The sequence below is a fragment of the Parvimonas sp. oral taxon 393 str. F0440 genome, assembly GCA_000223315.2.
Lineage (GTDB): Bacteria > Bacillota > Clostridia > Tissierellales > Peptoniphilaceae > Parvimonas.
Window position 1 is genome coordinate 94,149 of record AFUS01000004.1, and the last position, 14,039, is coordinate 108,187.

The window sequence follows — 14,039 nt, forward strand, 5'->3', positions numbered from 1 at the left end:
TGATGAATATAAAGGATTAAATAAGTTGAAATTGTAGGATAAAATTATGAAGATATTGGAAATTAGAAAAAACAAAAAGCAGTATATGGAGCTTCTGATTCTTGCTGATGAACAAGAAGATATGATTGACAAATATATTGATAGAGGAATTATGTTTGTTTTAGAGGATAATGGTGTTAAATCTGAATGTGTAGTTACTGATGAGGGAAATGGAGTTCTTGAAATAAAAAATATTGCTACAAACCCTAACTTTCAAAGAATGGGTTACGGAAAAATTCTAATTGATTTTGTTGTTACTAAATATAAAAATCAATTTTCTACATTACAAGTTGGTACGGGAGATAGTCCTAAAACTATTGATTTTTATTTGAAATGTGGATTTTCTCGCTCGCATACTGTCAAAAATTTTTTTACGGATAATTATAATCACCCAATATATGAAGACGGTATCCAATTGGTTGATATGATTTATTTGCGTAGAGATTTATAAATTTGATTTTGTTTAAGCTAAAATATAGCAGTTTAACAGTAAGTCAATATGATTTACTGTTTTTTGTGTTTGAAATATCAATAAATATGATGTAAAATATAAAATGATAAGAAAATATTTTTAGGAGGCAGATATGTGGTTAATAATAGCAATTGGAGGAATTGTTTTTGCTTTAATAGGTCGTATTAAGGAATATAAAGGTGAAAATTTCATAGTTTTTAAAAGGATAAGTTTGTTGATAACCGCATTATGCTTTATTAATTTTATATATTCCGCTATAATTTATAATTCCTATTTTTCCAATACTAGTTGGAGGACTTTTTTAGAGACAATGCCTGGAGATTCTAAAAATGTATTAATTTGCATTGGCCTTTCTATTTACGTAAATTTTGTTCCGATTTCTATTTTTAGAAAATAGTCAAAATATAGCTAAATAAAATTGATTTAAAAGGGGGAGATAATATTGGCTAGTTGGAGCGGTATTAGGAAAAAACTTGAAAAAGAATATCTTGCTGAAAGCCTACAAGGGCATATTCAATATTTTGCTACAACTTATAGCAAAAGTCCTGACCATGAGGGACGAGCAGCAATAAGATATGACGGAAAAGAAATCATCAAAGGTTGTTTTTGGAATAACTGGTTTAAAGCCGATTTATTTCCTAAAGATGAAAAATACGAAGAAAGAATGAAAAAAGAAAATGCATTTATGGACGATACAGCTTTAAAATTGGGAGTATTTGACCAACGTTGTTTTTATAAAGCCTTTGCAGAATTTGACAATCAAAGCATAGAAATAAGCCTAAAAAGTGAAAATTTACTAGTAAGAATTTTTGCGATTTTAGATAGACGAGTTGGAAAAAGAAAGTTGATTCAAATGAAGGATACAATAGAAAATGAGCCTGATACATTTCAGGAGTTCTATGCAATTCGTATGAAGGCTGAAGGACTGGTTTAGGTTTATAAAAATAAATATATTATAAAGTGAGGGGATAGGAAATGAAAAAAAGAATTGCATTATTGGTTTATCCTGATTTTAGTTTGCAAGAAGTTGCAAATTTAATGTATATATTTCGTTGGTATTTTGATACTTTTACTGATGTCATATATCCAGAATTAAATCCTGTTAGGAGTGAAGAGGGAATTTTGATAAATCCTGTAAAAACTTGTTCTGATTTTTGTAAAGATGATTATGATTGCCTGATTCTTTCAGGATGTAGTGACTTAAGACAACCCATACGAAATAAAAAAATCAAAGAATTTTTAGGAAGCTTTGTAAATGATGATAATTTTGTGATTGGTGCAATTTGCTCCAGTCCGATATTCCTAGCACAAGCAGGCTTGTTAAAAGGGAAAAATATACGGATTCTTTATTTGTTGAGATGAGAGAATCCTTTGCCTTTATTGAAGAAAATAATTTTTTACCACAATCAGTAGTTGAAGATGGAAATATTATAACAGCTGTTGGAAATGCATTTAATGAATTTGCAGTACATGTTGCAAGAAAACTTGGTTATGATTGTCCTGATAAAATATTAAGTGGTTATACTGACTCAAATGACATTAATGACTATATACATCATCTTCCGAAAGATGAAATATTAGAATTTAAAGAAGAATTTAAAGAATTCTTTTAAACAGTAAGTCGTAAGATTTACTGTTTTTTGCTGTATAGAGTTTGAATTTTATTTATTACTAACGTTAACCCCTTAATCGAAGAATTTTCCTTATACGTCATCTTGAGCGAAACGTAGTGTAGTCGAAAGATCTCATACTTATGCTTGTTTACAAGCATAAGTGAATGTATCGAAGATACATCTAAATATAGAATAAAAAACTTTTTAATGATATAATTAATAATATAAAAATTATATTTAGGGGATAGTATTTATGGAGAAAAAAGTTTTATTTCAGTAGATGATATGACGAAATTATTGGATGATACATATGCAAAAGTATTAGGTGGAATTCCAAAAGTAAGTCCACCAATTGAAGAGTTTGCTAATGATTATTTAAGTAAGCATAATTCAAGAGAAGAGGCTTGTAAAGATATGATGGATATGCAAATAATAAAATGCACAACATCTGGAGTGGTTACAGGTCTTGGAGGACTTATAACATTACCAATAGCTTTACCTGCAAATATCGTTAATGTTTTGTATGTGCAAATAAGAATGATAGCTTGTACAGCTTATATGGCAGGTTATGACTTGCAAAGCGACCAAATACAAACTTATATTTATTCATGTCTAGCTGGATTATCTATTAATAAATTCTTAAAAAAAGCAGGGATACAAGTAGGGGAAAAAGTAGCCACAAAATTAGTAGGGAAGATACCTGGAAAAGTATTAATTGCTATTAATAAAAAAGTTGGTTTCAGATTATTAACAAAATTTGGAAGTAAGGGAATTGTTAATATAGGGAAACTAATACCCGTAGTTGGAGCAGCAGTTAGTGGTAGTTTAGATTATGCTGAAACTAAGGTTATAGCTTCAAGGTCATATAAATGGTTTTTTGAAGGAGACTTTGATAGTGATGTTAAAACTGAAGATTATGATGATATAGATATTTATGATGAAATAGAGTTTGAAGTTATAGATTAAAAAGTTAATAATTATATAAAAAGACGATAGGAATCGTCTTTTTAATTTGCTAGTTAATAATAACGTGAAATCTCTCATCAATAATTATTATGATTTTTGAAAATTAAGAAATTTTTATGGAGTTTTGAATAATTAAAATTGATAATATATTAATTATATGTTATAATCAACATAATTTAATAACTACTATAAATATATATTTTGTTTTATGAACAATTTAACAATAGATATTAAAATCGATTAAATATGTTAATTATAGGTTTGTATGTTGTTAAGTTCTATGGAAACGATTTTTATTGTAAATGATGTATAATTGAGGGAGGATTTTTGTAAAAATGTCAAAAATAACGATAGATATTGAATATGTAAAAGATTGTTTGTCAAAAATAGGATATCAAATTTCTGACTGTATAGAAAAAGAAAATAATGGAAAATTTTGGCAAATTAAATTCCATAATAGCGGAGCGGTTGTTAACATATATGATACAAATAATAAGAATAATACATGTGTTAATGGAAAATGTGAAGGTGAAGAAAAAAAGGAGCTTAAAGAATTAGTCGATAATATTAAATGTAAAAGAATAGAAATTGATTCTATTAATTCTGAAATAGTTAATTTAATTAATAGTAAAAAAGAAGATGAAAATTATGATTTTAAAAGAGAATGGCATGATAGCAAGAAACTGGGTGATTTAATTCATGATATTTTGTGTTTGTCTAATAACACAAGAGGAAAAGATTCTTATTTGATATTTGGAGTCTCAAATAACTTTGAAATCTGTGGTGTTGATAAACAAAAAAATAGTGAAGAAATTTATGATTTGCTCAAGAGTATAAAGTTTGCGGGAGATCATATGCCAAAAGTTGAAATAAAACATATATATTATCAAAGTAAAAAAATAGATGTTCTTGTATGTAAAAAATCTAAATATATCCCTATATATTTAGCTGAAAGGTACAGGGATGTTAACCCTTTTCATATATATACTAGGGTTGGCGACACTAATACACCAAAAGCAAAAAATGCAAGTTATGAGGATGTTGAAAAATTATGGGAAATGCATTTTAACATTTCAAAAGAATAAGTTAAAAGAAAAATTTTAAGAAAGGAATATTTTTTGACTAGGATAAACAATTATGATTAAAAATAGAAATAATAAAAAAATTTTTGAAAATAAAGATATTCTAAAAATTAACTTATCAAATTTGTATAAAGATTATAAGAATTTATCTTCTTTAACAAGTGTCTTAAAACGTGCTAAACAAAGTAATAATAATAAAAGTTGTAACCGTATTATCATTATACTTTTTGCTGATTTAATATTTTATATAATGGGATTAGTCTTTATATCGAATAATAAACCAAAGATAACAATTATATTGTGGATGATTTTAATAATGTTAACTATATTAATAATAGTAAAAAATTTGAAAGGATTTAATGATTATACAAATGATATAAATAAAATTAGAGATAATGAATTTTGTAGTATTTTGAATAAATATAATATTAATTGTGATAATATTGATTATGTGATAGACTATTTTAATTTAAAAATAGAACCTATAAGTAAATCATATAATGAATCTAATTCTATGAAACCAATTATTGATTTTTTTCTAAAATTTTTTATTTAATTATTGGCGCGATTATTCCAAATGTAATATCAGAAAGTTTTAAAACTAATAAAGTACAAACATATACTATTTCTTTTGCATTAATAATTTTATTAATAATTAGTATTGGGATATTTCGTTTATATATGTATTTAGCTAATAGAAATAAATATGTAGAGATAACTCGTAAATTGATTATTGATTTAAAAATATTAAAAATATTAAATAAAATATAATCTAATAATAAGGAGAAAAGACTAACATGTTTAAAAAGCTTTTTATTGATAAGAGAAAAGAAAAAGCTACAGAAGAATTTAAAAAACCAATAGTTGATTTGAACAAAATTAAGAATATATTATCGGAATGTTTTAAAAATAAAAATATAGATGGAGATATAATAGAGTTTGATTTAATTACTGAAAAGATTGATTATAATAAAATAATGAAAAGCTCAAAAATTAACAATAAAAAACATATTATATGGATTACATTTCTAGAAAGCGGGCACGTTGCTTTGGTAGGAGCTGGTAATGACATAGGATTTTTAACTAATAAAAACTATGGAACTTGGAGATTTTTAGACCACCTTAATGTTAAATGGGATAAATCAAAAGTAATAGTTATTCCAATAAGAGGATTAGACATTAAAATTACTGGTTATAAGAATGTAAAAAATATACTAAAATGTCGAAATGGTGTAGAACATTGTATAGGTAAGTATTTGGTAGATGAAAATGTACCAATATTAAATTATTATCAACATAATAATTACTGTGATGAGTTTTGGGAAAAATGCGAAAAAAATAATTATAATCTATAGATGTACATTTTGAGCATTATATATAACAAAATTGGCAAAATATAAAATCAAAATTTAATTGTCCTTTAGTCGCATATTAATAAATTAAATTTAATAATTTGGTATAAAAAGATATTATAAAATAAATAGAATAAGGAGAAAAGCATGGCAAAGTATAAAATTGTTTGGGAAATAGGAGAAGAAGATTTAATATTTGATACAAAGCGAGAAGCTAAAGAATATGCATATGAGCTTCAAGGTTATCAGAGAACAGGTGCATAAATCTTAAATATGTCTAATCCAGGCGATTATGAATATGATGAAGATGATTTTGAACCAATGAGTTTTACAATTGAAAAAATTTAAATACTGATTAAATATTAAAAAATTATTTTAGTTAAATGCTATTGATAAGGATAAAAAATTAAGACGATATTTCTATCGTCTTTTTTGTTAGAAATGTTAGATTTCAAGTTCATTACATGAGATTTTCAGAGAAATTGTATCTAAGAGACAATTACTCCGTCAGCCATACTTTTGTTTAAAGTTAGCGCTAGATCGACTACAGTCGAGTGACATTGTTTTAAAGTTGCTATGACGTAAAAGATTTTATTTTATATTAAGATTATAAATATATTTTGAAGTTTATCTACTTTTAACGTTAAGCTCTTAATTTAAGATTTTTCTTTATACGTCATTTCGACCGAAACGCCGCGTAGCAAATTGAAGTAGAGAAATCTGATACTTATGCCTGTGTATAATCAAAAGTAAAAGGAATCTTTGAAACATAAATAATTGTAAATTAATTCTAAAAGGAGCTTTATGAGATTTCTCCGCTCCGTTTCACTCCGGTCGAGATGACGTGTTAGGGGCATTGTTTTGCAAGTTGCTATGACGTGAAACATATCGTTGTATAAGGTTATAAATATAGTTTGATGTTTATTTACTATTAACGTTAAGCTACTAATCGAAGATATTTCCCAAACACGTCATCTCGACTGGAGCAGAGCGGAATGGAGAGATCTCATACTTATGCTTGTTTACAAGCATAAGTGAATGTATCGAAGATACATAAAATATGTAAAACAAACATATCAACTCAAATTGAATGAAATATATACTTATGATATAATCATAATAAAGTATTAGCAATGAAAATTTAGATATAATCTTCTTAAATAGAAAGGAGTAAAAAATGGTTTTAAATGAAAAACAATTAATATATGGTTATGATTATTACTTCAAAAATGAAAATAGACCTAGAAGTATTATAGAGGTTTCTGAATATAATGGAGAAAGTGCAATTATAATAAATTGTACTCAATTGGATGATAGTTCTAATTCAAAGTATAAAACTGCAAAGGCAAGAAAAAATGTTGTAAATGAATGGTGTGATTTTTTAATTAAAAATCCAACGGCTTTTACAGAACTTACATTTTGTACAAGAATGCCACAAGAGTTGTTTAATGCGGTTTGTTCACAACAAAATCTTAAAAAATTATATATTAAATGGGGAGTTTATCCAGATATTTCTAAGATTTCAAATCTTGTAAATCTTGAATTCCTTCATTTAGGTTCAGGTTCAAGTGTGGGAAGTATTGAACCAATTTCGAAATTAGAAAATTTAGTAGCTTTAACAGTTGAAAATTTTCAAAAAATTGACGATTATAGTCCACTTACAAAACTTAAAAAATTGGAAAGTCTTACAATTGAGGGGGATTGTTTTGCCCCAAAGAATATTCATATAGATTCTATTGATTTTTTGAAAGATATGAAGCAATTAAGATTTTTTAGGTTTTTTACAAGTATTGTAAAAAGTAAGGATTACACTCCACTTTTAAGTCTTGAAAATATAGAACATTTATCTATTAAGCCGTTTAAAGAAGTTAATAAATTATATGATGAGATAATTAAATTACCTAAATTAAAATATGGAACAATTGTATTTAATCCCGAATTTTATAAAAAATAGAGGTGTTATAATGAAAAATGCAGTTATATACATACATGGGAAAGGCGGAAATTCTGTTGAAGCCGAATATTATAAAAAATTTTTTAATAATGAATGTAAAATTATTGGCTTTGATTACAAATCTGAATTTCCTTGGGATGCAAAGATAGAATTTTCAAAGTTTTTTGATTCTATAGTCTCTGAATATGATGATATTTACTTAATAGCAAATAGTTTGGGAGCTTATTATTCTATGATTGCATTATCAGATAAGAAAATTAAAAAAGCTATGTTTATTTCACCAGTTGTAGATATGGAAAAAATAATTTTAAATATGATGAAACTGTCTAATGTTTCAGAGGAAGAATTATATAATAAAAAAGAAATTGCAACATCCTTTGGTGAAACTTTGTCTTGGGAATATCTTAGCTATGTTAGGAATAATCCAATAGAATGGAATGTACCAACAGATATTCTCTATGCAGAAAATGACTTTCTAACTTCTTTGGAGACTATGACGAATTTTGCAAATAAAACTAATTCTAGTCTTACTATTATGAAAAATGGAGAGCATTATTTTCACACTGAAGAACAAATGAATTTTTTGGATAAATGGTTTAGTAAATTTATAAAAAATGAGTAAAAAATTTTTACTAAAATAGTTGTTATAAATAATTGGTTAAGAAGCAAAGATACAATTGAATTTTTAGGTTTGTGGGAATCAATGAATAATATAAATTTTAAACCTATCGAATTCGATAGGTTTAAAAATGAAGCTGGCAGTAATGCTTTTACTTTATCTCCACAAAAATGGATGGAAACTAAATCAATTATTATTATATTAATAAAAAATTATATAAAAATTATTATATTAATCCAATTTACAAACCTACTCGTGATTCACGAGTAGGTTTGTTTTTTCTCTATTTACTCACTACAAATACTACTGACGGAGAGTTTTCTTCGTCGAATTTGTCTTTTTTAAAGTTTCCGTAGATTTCGTATTTTAGTCCGAGTCGGTTTACGAATGAAATTAGGTCATCAACCAGTAGTGGAACTAGGAGTTGTGTGTTTTCAAAGCTTTCGTTTTCTGTTGTAAGGACTGTGTTGAAACGGATTTTGCTGTTTTCTCTGTAATAATTTCTTGTAAATTTTACTTTTGTTCCTAGAGTCGGTAAGGCTCCAAGGAATAGGTCGTTTTTAAGAATGAAAGGTTTAAAGTTTACCCAGCTTAATACTAGTTTTCCATTTTCTTTTAGTAAGTCCATAGTTTTTAGGATGAAGCTACATATTTGGTTTATGTCTTCCAAATGTGCAATTGTTGTTCCAATGCAATAGCAGACGTCGAATTTTTCTTCAAAGTCTAATTCTAACATATTTTTTTCATATACTTTGAGTCCTTTTTTTCTTGCTTCTTCTACCATGCTTTCTTCTAAGTCGATGCAAGTTACATTTTTTCCTAAGTTTTCTAAGTTTTTTGCAACGAGTCCTGTTGCACAGCCTATGTCTAAATAGTCTTTTCCATCTGAAATATTATTTAAAAAATTTAGTTGTGCTTCATTTGTTGGAAAAATATCTTCGTAGTATTTGCATATTTCTTTATAAAATTTATTCATATAAACCTCCATTCTAAAAAATATAATGTTATAATTGATTATACCCAAATTTTTTAAAACAACTTTTTGTTTAATTAGCATTTTGCATTGTTTTGTGGTAAAATATATTCGAATAGATTAATTATATTTAGGAGGCAATTGATGAAATTTTTTATTGACACGGCGAATGTTGATGAGATAAGAGAGATAAGTAAATGGGGTATTCTTGATGGAGTTACTACGAACCCATCTTTAATAGCAAAAGAGGGAAGAGATTTTGTTGAAGTTATAACTGAAATCACCTCAATCGTTGACGGTCCTATTTCAGCGGAAGTTATCAGTCTTGAAGCGGAAGGAATGGTAAAAGAAGCTAGAGAACTTTGTAAGATAAATAAGAATATTGTAATAAAAATTCCTATGACTGAAGAGGGATTAAAGGCAGTTAATGTTTTGAGCAAAGACGGAATAAAGACAAATGTTACTTTGATTTTCTCAGCAACTCAAGCACTTCTTGCAGCAAAGGCTGGAGCAACTTATGTAAGTCCTTTTTTAGGAAGACTTGATGATATTAGCTCTGAAGGAATGATTTTAATTGAAGATATTTTTGAAATTTTCAGTAATTATGCGATTACAACTGAAATCATTGCCGCATCTGTAAGAACTCCAATGCATGTTCTTCAAATTGCAAAGAGTGGAGCAGATATTGCAACAGTACCTTATAAGGTGTTCAAACAAATGTTAAAACACCCATTAACTGATATAGGAATTGAAAAGTTTTTAAAAGATTGGGAAAGTGTTAAATAATAGGAGGAAGCTATGGATAGAAATTTAACTTTAAATTTAGTAAGAGTTACAGAAGCTGCAGCAATTCGTTCTTCATATTTTTTAGGAAAAGGCGATAAAAACGGTGCAGATGGAGCGGCTGTTGAAGCAATGAGATCAATGTTCAATGAACTTCCAATGGAAGGAACTGTTGTTATCGGTGAAGGAGAAATGGATGAAGCTCCTATGTTGTATATTGGCGAAGTTGTAGGAAATGGACAAGAAGGTGTTGCAAAGGTTGATATTGCAGTTGATCCGGTTGACGGGACTTCTCTTGTAGCAAATGGATTGCCAAATGCGATTGCAGTTGCTGCTTGTGCTCCAAAAGGTTGTTTATTACATGCTCCTGATATGTATATGGATAAGATTGCAGCCGGTCCTTTGGCTGTTGATTGCATACATATTGATTTACCTATTGAAATGAATATAAGAAGACTTGCGAGAGCTTTAGGAAAAGAAGTTGGGGAAGTTACAGTTAGTATTTTAAATAGAGAAAGACATCAAGATATTATAGATAGAGTTAGAAAACTTGGTGCAAGAATAAAACTTTTTGAAGCGGGAGATATTGCTCAAGCCATTGCGACTTGTATTGAAAATAGCGGTTGTGATTTAATGGTTGGAATCGGCGGGGCACCTGAAGGTGTTTTAGCTGCTGCGGCTATTAAAGCATTAGGTGGAGTTTTCCAAGGAAGACTTGTTCCTGCTAATGAAGAAGAATTCAAAAGATGTGAAGCTATGGGACTTGAAGATCCGCTAAAGGTTTTAGAAATGAATGATTTGGTAAATGGTGATGAAGTTTTATTTGCTGCAACAGGTGTAACTGATGGAGAACTTTTAAACGGAGTTAGACATATCGGTAATGATAGAGTTAAGACTTACTCTGTTGTAATGAGAGCAGAAACAGGAACAATTAGAAATATTGAAGCAACTCATAGAATTTCTAAAAAACCTGAATATGCAAAGATAAAGAGATAGTATGAATATAGAACTACTAAAAGGAAAATATCTTGATGAATTAAAAACTATTGCAAAGTCTTATGGAATTGCAAATGTTTCAAAATATAAAAAGAACGAATTGATATCTGAAATTTTAAAGGCGGATAACGGCTTTGAAAGTGAAGAATCTGAAAAGGTGACGATAAACGAGCCTGTTGAAAATGAAAATGACTTAAAGACTAATACAAAAACTGTTTGTGGGCTTATTGATATTACTGCAGACGGTTATGGTTTTTTGCGTTCAAATGGATATGACTCAGGAGAAGAAGACATTTATGTCTCACCAACTCAGATAAGAAGATTTAGGCTTAAAAAGGGAGATAAAATTTTAGGTTTAACTAGAGAAAGTAAAGAAAGTGAAAAATTTTCTCCGCTTATCTATATAAATGAAATAAATGATATTAAGGTTTCAGAATTAAAAACTAGAAAAGATTTTGACGATTTAATTCCGATTTATCCGAATGAAAAATATACTTTAGAAACTGAAAAGAATGAGGTTTCAACTAGAATAATTGACTTTTTAGTACCGATTGGAAAGGGGCAGAGAGCTTTAATAGTCGCTCCTCCAAAGGCAGGAAAGACAAGCCTACTTCGTTCAATTTTAAAAGGCATAGAAATCAATAATCCAAAGAGCAAGATTTTTGTTTTACTTATTGGGGAAAGACCTGAAGAAGTTACGGAAATGAAGAGATTTACAAAAGCGGAAGTAATAGCTTCAACTTTTGATGAATTGCCTCAAAATCATATAAGACTTGCAGAATTTGTACTTGAAAGAGCAAAAAGACTTGTAGAGCTCGGAGAAGATGTAGTTATTTTGGTTGACAGCATAACAAGACTTTCAAGAGCATACAATGTAAATACACCGTCTTCCGGAAAAACTCTTACAGGTGGACTTGATCCTTTTGCTTTGCATAAGCCTAAAAGATTTTTCGGTTCTGCGAGAAATGTTGAAAATGGTGGAAGTTTAACCATAATTGCGACAACTCTGGTGGATACGGGAAGTAAAATGGACGATATGATTTATGAAGAATTTAAGGGAACGGGAAATATGGAAATTCATTTGAGTAGAAAACTTTCAGAACTTAGAATTTTCCCTGCCATAGATATTTATAAATCAGGAACTAGAAAAGACGATTTACTTTTGAGTGAAGAAGAAATGCAATCTGCAAATTTAATTCGTAGAAAACTTTCAAATACAAATACTAATGAAATTATGGAAAATTTAGTAAAAAATATAAAGAAAACTGAAAACAATAAAGAATTCTTCAAAGCTATCTTAAAAAATAATTAAAAATTTAGTTTCAATTTGAAACTTTAAGGAGATTTTGATGAAAATTTTAGTTGTGTATTATTCCTATTCAGGAATAACTAGAAGATTAGCGGAAGATATCGCTTTGATTACAGATGGAGATTTATTGGAATTAAAACCACTAAGACCTTATTCATTTTCATATAACACAGCAGTAAAAGAAGCTAGAATTGAAATTGATAAGGGATACTGTCCGCCTTTAACTGAAGAAATAGGAAATATTGATGATGTAGATATAGTTTTTATAGGCTCACCTAATTGGCTTAAGACTTTTGCACCACCAGTTCTTACTTTTTTACGTAATGCAAATTTGGATGGCAAAACAATTATTCCTTTCTGCACTCATGGTGGTGGGGGATTTGGAATGATGATTGATGATATAAAGAAAGAATGTAAAAATTCCATAGTAAAAGATGGATTAGCATTAAGTGGATTTTACGATTTTGATGAATTACAAAAATGGCTAGAAAATAATTTATAAAATTATGGACTTTATAGAAAAACTCAACTTTGTGAAAGGTTGAGTTTTTTTCTATGCTAGTTTTATAAAGTTTTATACTATTTTAAATTTTTTATTCAATTATAATTGAATATAAAACCTTGCGAAATTTTATCTATATATGTATCTACGATACATTTAATTTTGCTTGTTTACAAGCAAAACTATGAGATCTCTCCACTCCGTTTCACTCCGGTCGAGATGACGTATAAAGAAAACTCTTCTATTTATAGCTTAACGTTCGAAACAGAAAAATCAAAGAACAGAACGTAGCGGACGGCAAACATATCAATGGTAAAATTAACCTAAATTTGCTATAATACTTATATATTGAAAAATTTTGAAAGGAAGGGAAATTATGAAAAATTCTTTATGCGAAAAGATAATGTGGTATGTCTTATCGCCTACCATATTTCAATTTATAAAACAATATTGGAAAGATATTGATATAAAGAATGTAAAAAGGATTTCTAAAAAAATTATAAGGATATGATTAAACGGACACCGGATATAGGAAGCCTTAGAAAAAATCCTCTGAGAGTGTGTCTTACCAGCGGAATTTTGTGGCTGTCCATATATGAAGCGATGGAAGGAAAAATGGATCAAGAACAGTTTGGAGAAATGGTCAGCGCTACAATGGAAGCTCCTATATTAAAGAAAAACTTCCAAAAACAAAAGGCTTTTGATATAAAAACGCAAAAAAAGAAAATAGAAAAAAACAAGATTGCAAATGCAGTTTCTGATAGTGAGTTTAATTGGAATACAGAACTCATTTTAGGTAGAGACGAAAATGAATATACAGTGATATATCATAGATGTGGGCTTTGTGCCTTGGGTAAACAGGAACATCACGAGGAATTGATACCATATATGTGTAAGATGGATTATGAGACTATTGCTATGATGGGCGGTGTACTAAAAAGAAAAGGAACAATAGCTACCGGTGCAGATTGTTGTGATTTTTATATATGTAAAAAAGGTTCAAAGTGGGATAAGTAAAAAAGATTTTATGATTGAAATTTTTTATAGCGTAGTTAACAAATAACATGCTATACCATAGTAATTCATGAAGCAGTAAATCAAATTGGTTTGCTGTTTTTTTGCTGAAATTTAGAAGGAGAGTAAAGGAGAAAATGAAAAATATAGATGTAAAAATTATACAGTAAAAGATGGATTAGCCTTAAGTGCATTTTACGATTTTGATGAATTACAAAAATGGCTAGAAAATAACTTATAAAATTATGGATTTTATAGAAAAACTCAACTTTGCGAAAAGTTGAGTTTTTACTTTTTTCAAATAGTATTTAGAATTTATTTACTGTTCACGTTAAGCTAATAGGCGAAGATTATTCTTTATACGT

The 14,039-nt window shown here is 28.3% G+C and carries 17 protein-coding genes; 16 read left to right on the forward strand and 1 reads right to left on the reverse strand.

The window, feature by feature from the left end; translation table 11 throughout:
* The first annotated feature begins 46 nt into the window (after positions 1 to 46).
* The 11 genes from HMPREF9127_RS01275 (at position 47) to HMPREF9127_RS01320 (ending at position 8,100) form a co-directional block, all read left to right on the forward strand.
* Entirely contained in the window at positions 47 to 490 is a 444-nt protein-coding gene (locus HMPREF9127_RS01275) for a GNAT family N-acetyltransferase (RefSeq protein WP_009447730.1), read from the forward strand.
* Positions 491 to 623: 133 nt separating this feature from the next.
* Complete coding sequence (locus HMPREF9127_RS01280; RefSeq protein WP_039849347.1) at positions 624 to 908, forward strand: hypothetical protein; 285 nt, start codon at positions 624 to 626, stop codon at positions 906 to 908.
* 45 nt (positions 909 to 953) lie between these two features.
* Positions 954 to 1,445, forward strand: a complete 492-nt coding sequence (locus HMPREF9127_RS01285; RefSeq protein WP_009447987.1) for an SF0329 family protein — start codon at positions 954 to 956, stop codon at positions 1,443 to 1,445.
* A 41-nt stretch (positions 1,446 to 1,486) separates the two neighbouring features.
* On the forward strand, positions 1,487 to 1,873 hold the full coding sequence (locus HMPREF9127_RS08670) for a DJ-1/PfpI family protein (RefSeq protein WP_009448319.1): 387 nt from the start codon (positions 1,487 to 1,489) through the stop codon (positions 1,871 to 1,873).
* A complete protein-coding gene (locus tag HMPREF9127_RS08675) occupies positions 1,870 to 2,124 on the forward strand; it encodes a type 1 glutamine amidotransferase family protein (protein WP_009447753.1) in 255 nt (84 codons plus the stop codon). Before HMPREF9127_RS08670 ends, HMPREF9127_RS08675 begins: the two co-directional genes overlap by 4 nt.
* Positions 2,125 to 2,409: 285 nt before the next feature.
* Positions 2,410 to 3,090 carry an EcsC family protein gene (locus HMPREF9127_RS01295; protein ID WP_009448124.1) on the forward strand — a complete coding sequence of 227 codons (681 nt, stop codon included), beginning with the start codon at positions 2,410 to 2,412 and terminating at the stop codon, positions 3,088 to 3,090.
* Between the two features lie 335 nt (positions 3,091 to 3,425).
* Complete coding sequence (locus HMPREF9127_RS01300) at positions 3,426 to 4,175, forward strand: AlbA family DNA-binding domain-containing protein (protein ID WP_009448343.1); 750 nt, start codon at positions 3,426 to 3,428, stop codon at positions 4,173 to 4,175.
* 52 nt (positions 4,176 to 4,227) lie between these two features.
* Positions 4,228 to 4,728, forward strand: a complete 501-nt coding sequence (locus tag HMPREF9127_RS01305; protein WP_009447945.1) for a hypothetical protein — start codon at positions 4,228 to 4,230, stop codon at positions 4,726 to 4,728.
* 241 nt (positions 4,729 to 4,969) lie between these two features.
* Positions 4,970 to 5,527 (forward strand): hypothetical protein, encoded by a 558-nt coding sequence (locus HMPREF9127_RS01310; protein ID WP_009448372.1) that lies wholly within the window; start codon positions 4,970 to 4,972, stop codon positions 5,525 to 5,527.
* A 1,174-nt stretch (positions 5,528 to 6,701) separates the two neighbouring features.
* On the forward strand, positions 6,702 to 7,478 hold the full coding sequence (locus HMPREF9127_RS01315; RefSeq protein ID WP_009447768.1) for a leucine-rich repeat domain-containing protein: 777 nt from the start codon (positions 6,702 to 6,704) through the stop codon (positions 7,476 to 7,478).
* Positions 7,479 to 7,488: 10 nt separating this feature from the next.
* The gene (locus HMPREF9127_RS01320; protein ID WP_009448125.1) at positions 7,489 to 8,100 is read left to right on the forward strand and encodes an alpha/beta hydrolase; all 612 of its coding nucleotides are present in this window, start codon (positions 7,489 to 7,491) and stop codon (positions 8,098 to 8,100) included.
* A gap of 280 nt (positions 8,101 to 8,380) precedes the next feature.
* Here the strand turns inward: HMPREF9127_RS01320 and HMPREF9127_RS01330 are convergent, their stop codons facing one another.
* Positions 8,381 to 9,073 (reverse strand): class I SAM-dependent methyltransferase, encoded by a 693-nt coding sequence (locus HMPREF9127_RS01330; protein WP_009448379.1) that lies wholly within the window; start codon positions 9,071 to 9,073, stop codon positions 8,381 to 8,383.
* A 141-nt stretch (positions 9,074 to 9,214) separates the two neighbouring features.
* Here HMPREF9127_RS01330 and fsa point away from each other — a divergent pair, with 141 nt between their 5' ends.
* The 5 genes from fsa (at position 9,215) to HMPREF9127_RS08315 (ending at position 13,677) form a co-directional block, all read left to right on the forward strand.
* Positions 9,215 to 9,856 carry a fructose-6-phosphate aldolase gene (gene fsa / locus HMPREF9127_RS01335; RefSeq protein ID WP_004832661.1) on the forward strand — a complete coding sequence of 214 codons (642 nt, stop codon included), beginning with the start codon at positions 9,215 to 9,217 and terminating at the stop codon, positions 9,854 to 9,856.
* 12 nt (positions 9,857 to 9,868) lie between these two features.
* Positions 9,869 to 10,849: a class II fructose-bisphosphatase gene (gene glpX, locus HMPREF9127_RS01340; RefSeq protein ID WP_009447991.1), complete on the forward strand. Its 981-nt coding sequence runs from the start codon at positions 9,869 to 9,871 to the stop codon at positions 10,847 to 10,849.
* 1 nt (position 10,850) lies between these two features.
* Complete coding sequence (gene rho, locus HMPREF9127_RS01345) at positions 10,851 to 12,161, forward strand: transcription termination factor Rho (RefSeq protein ID WP_009447706.1); 1,311 nt, start codon at positions 10,851 to 10,853, stop codon at positions 12,159 to 12,161.
* Positions 12,162 to 12,198: 37 nt separating this feature from the next.
* Positions 12,199 to 12,660, forward strand: coding sequence for a flavodoxin (locus HMPREF9127_RS01350; RefSeq protein WP_009448016.1), 462 nt, complete (start codon positions 12,199 to 12,201; stop codon positions 12,658 to 12,660).
* 615 nt (positions 12,661 to 13,275) lie between these two features.
* Positions 13,276 to 13,677 carry an L-2-amino-thiazoline-4-carboxylic acid hydrolase gene (locus tag HMPREF9127_RS08315; RefSeq protein ID WP_255261662.1) on the forward strand — a complete coding sequence of 134 codons (402 nt, stop codon included), beginning with the start codon at positions 13,276 to 13,278 and terminating at the stop codon, positions 13,675 to 13,677.
* Positions 13,678 to 14,039: the final 362 nt, after the last annotated feature.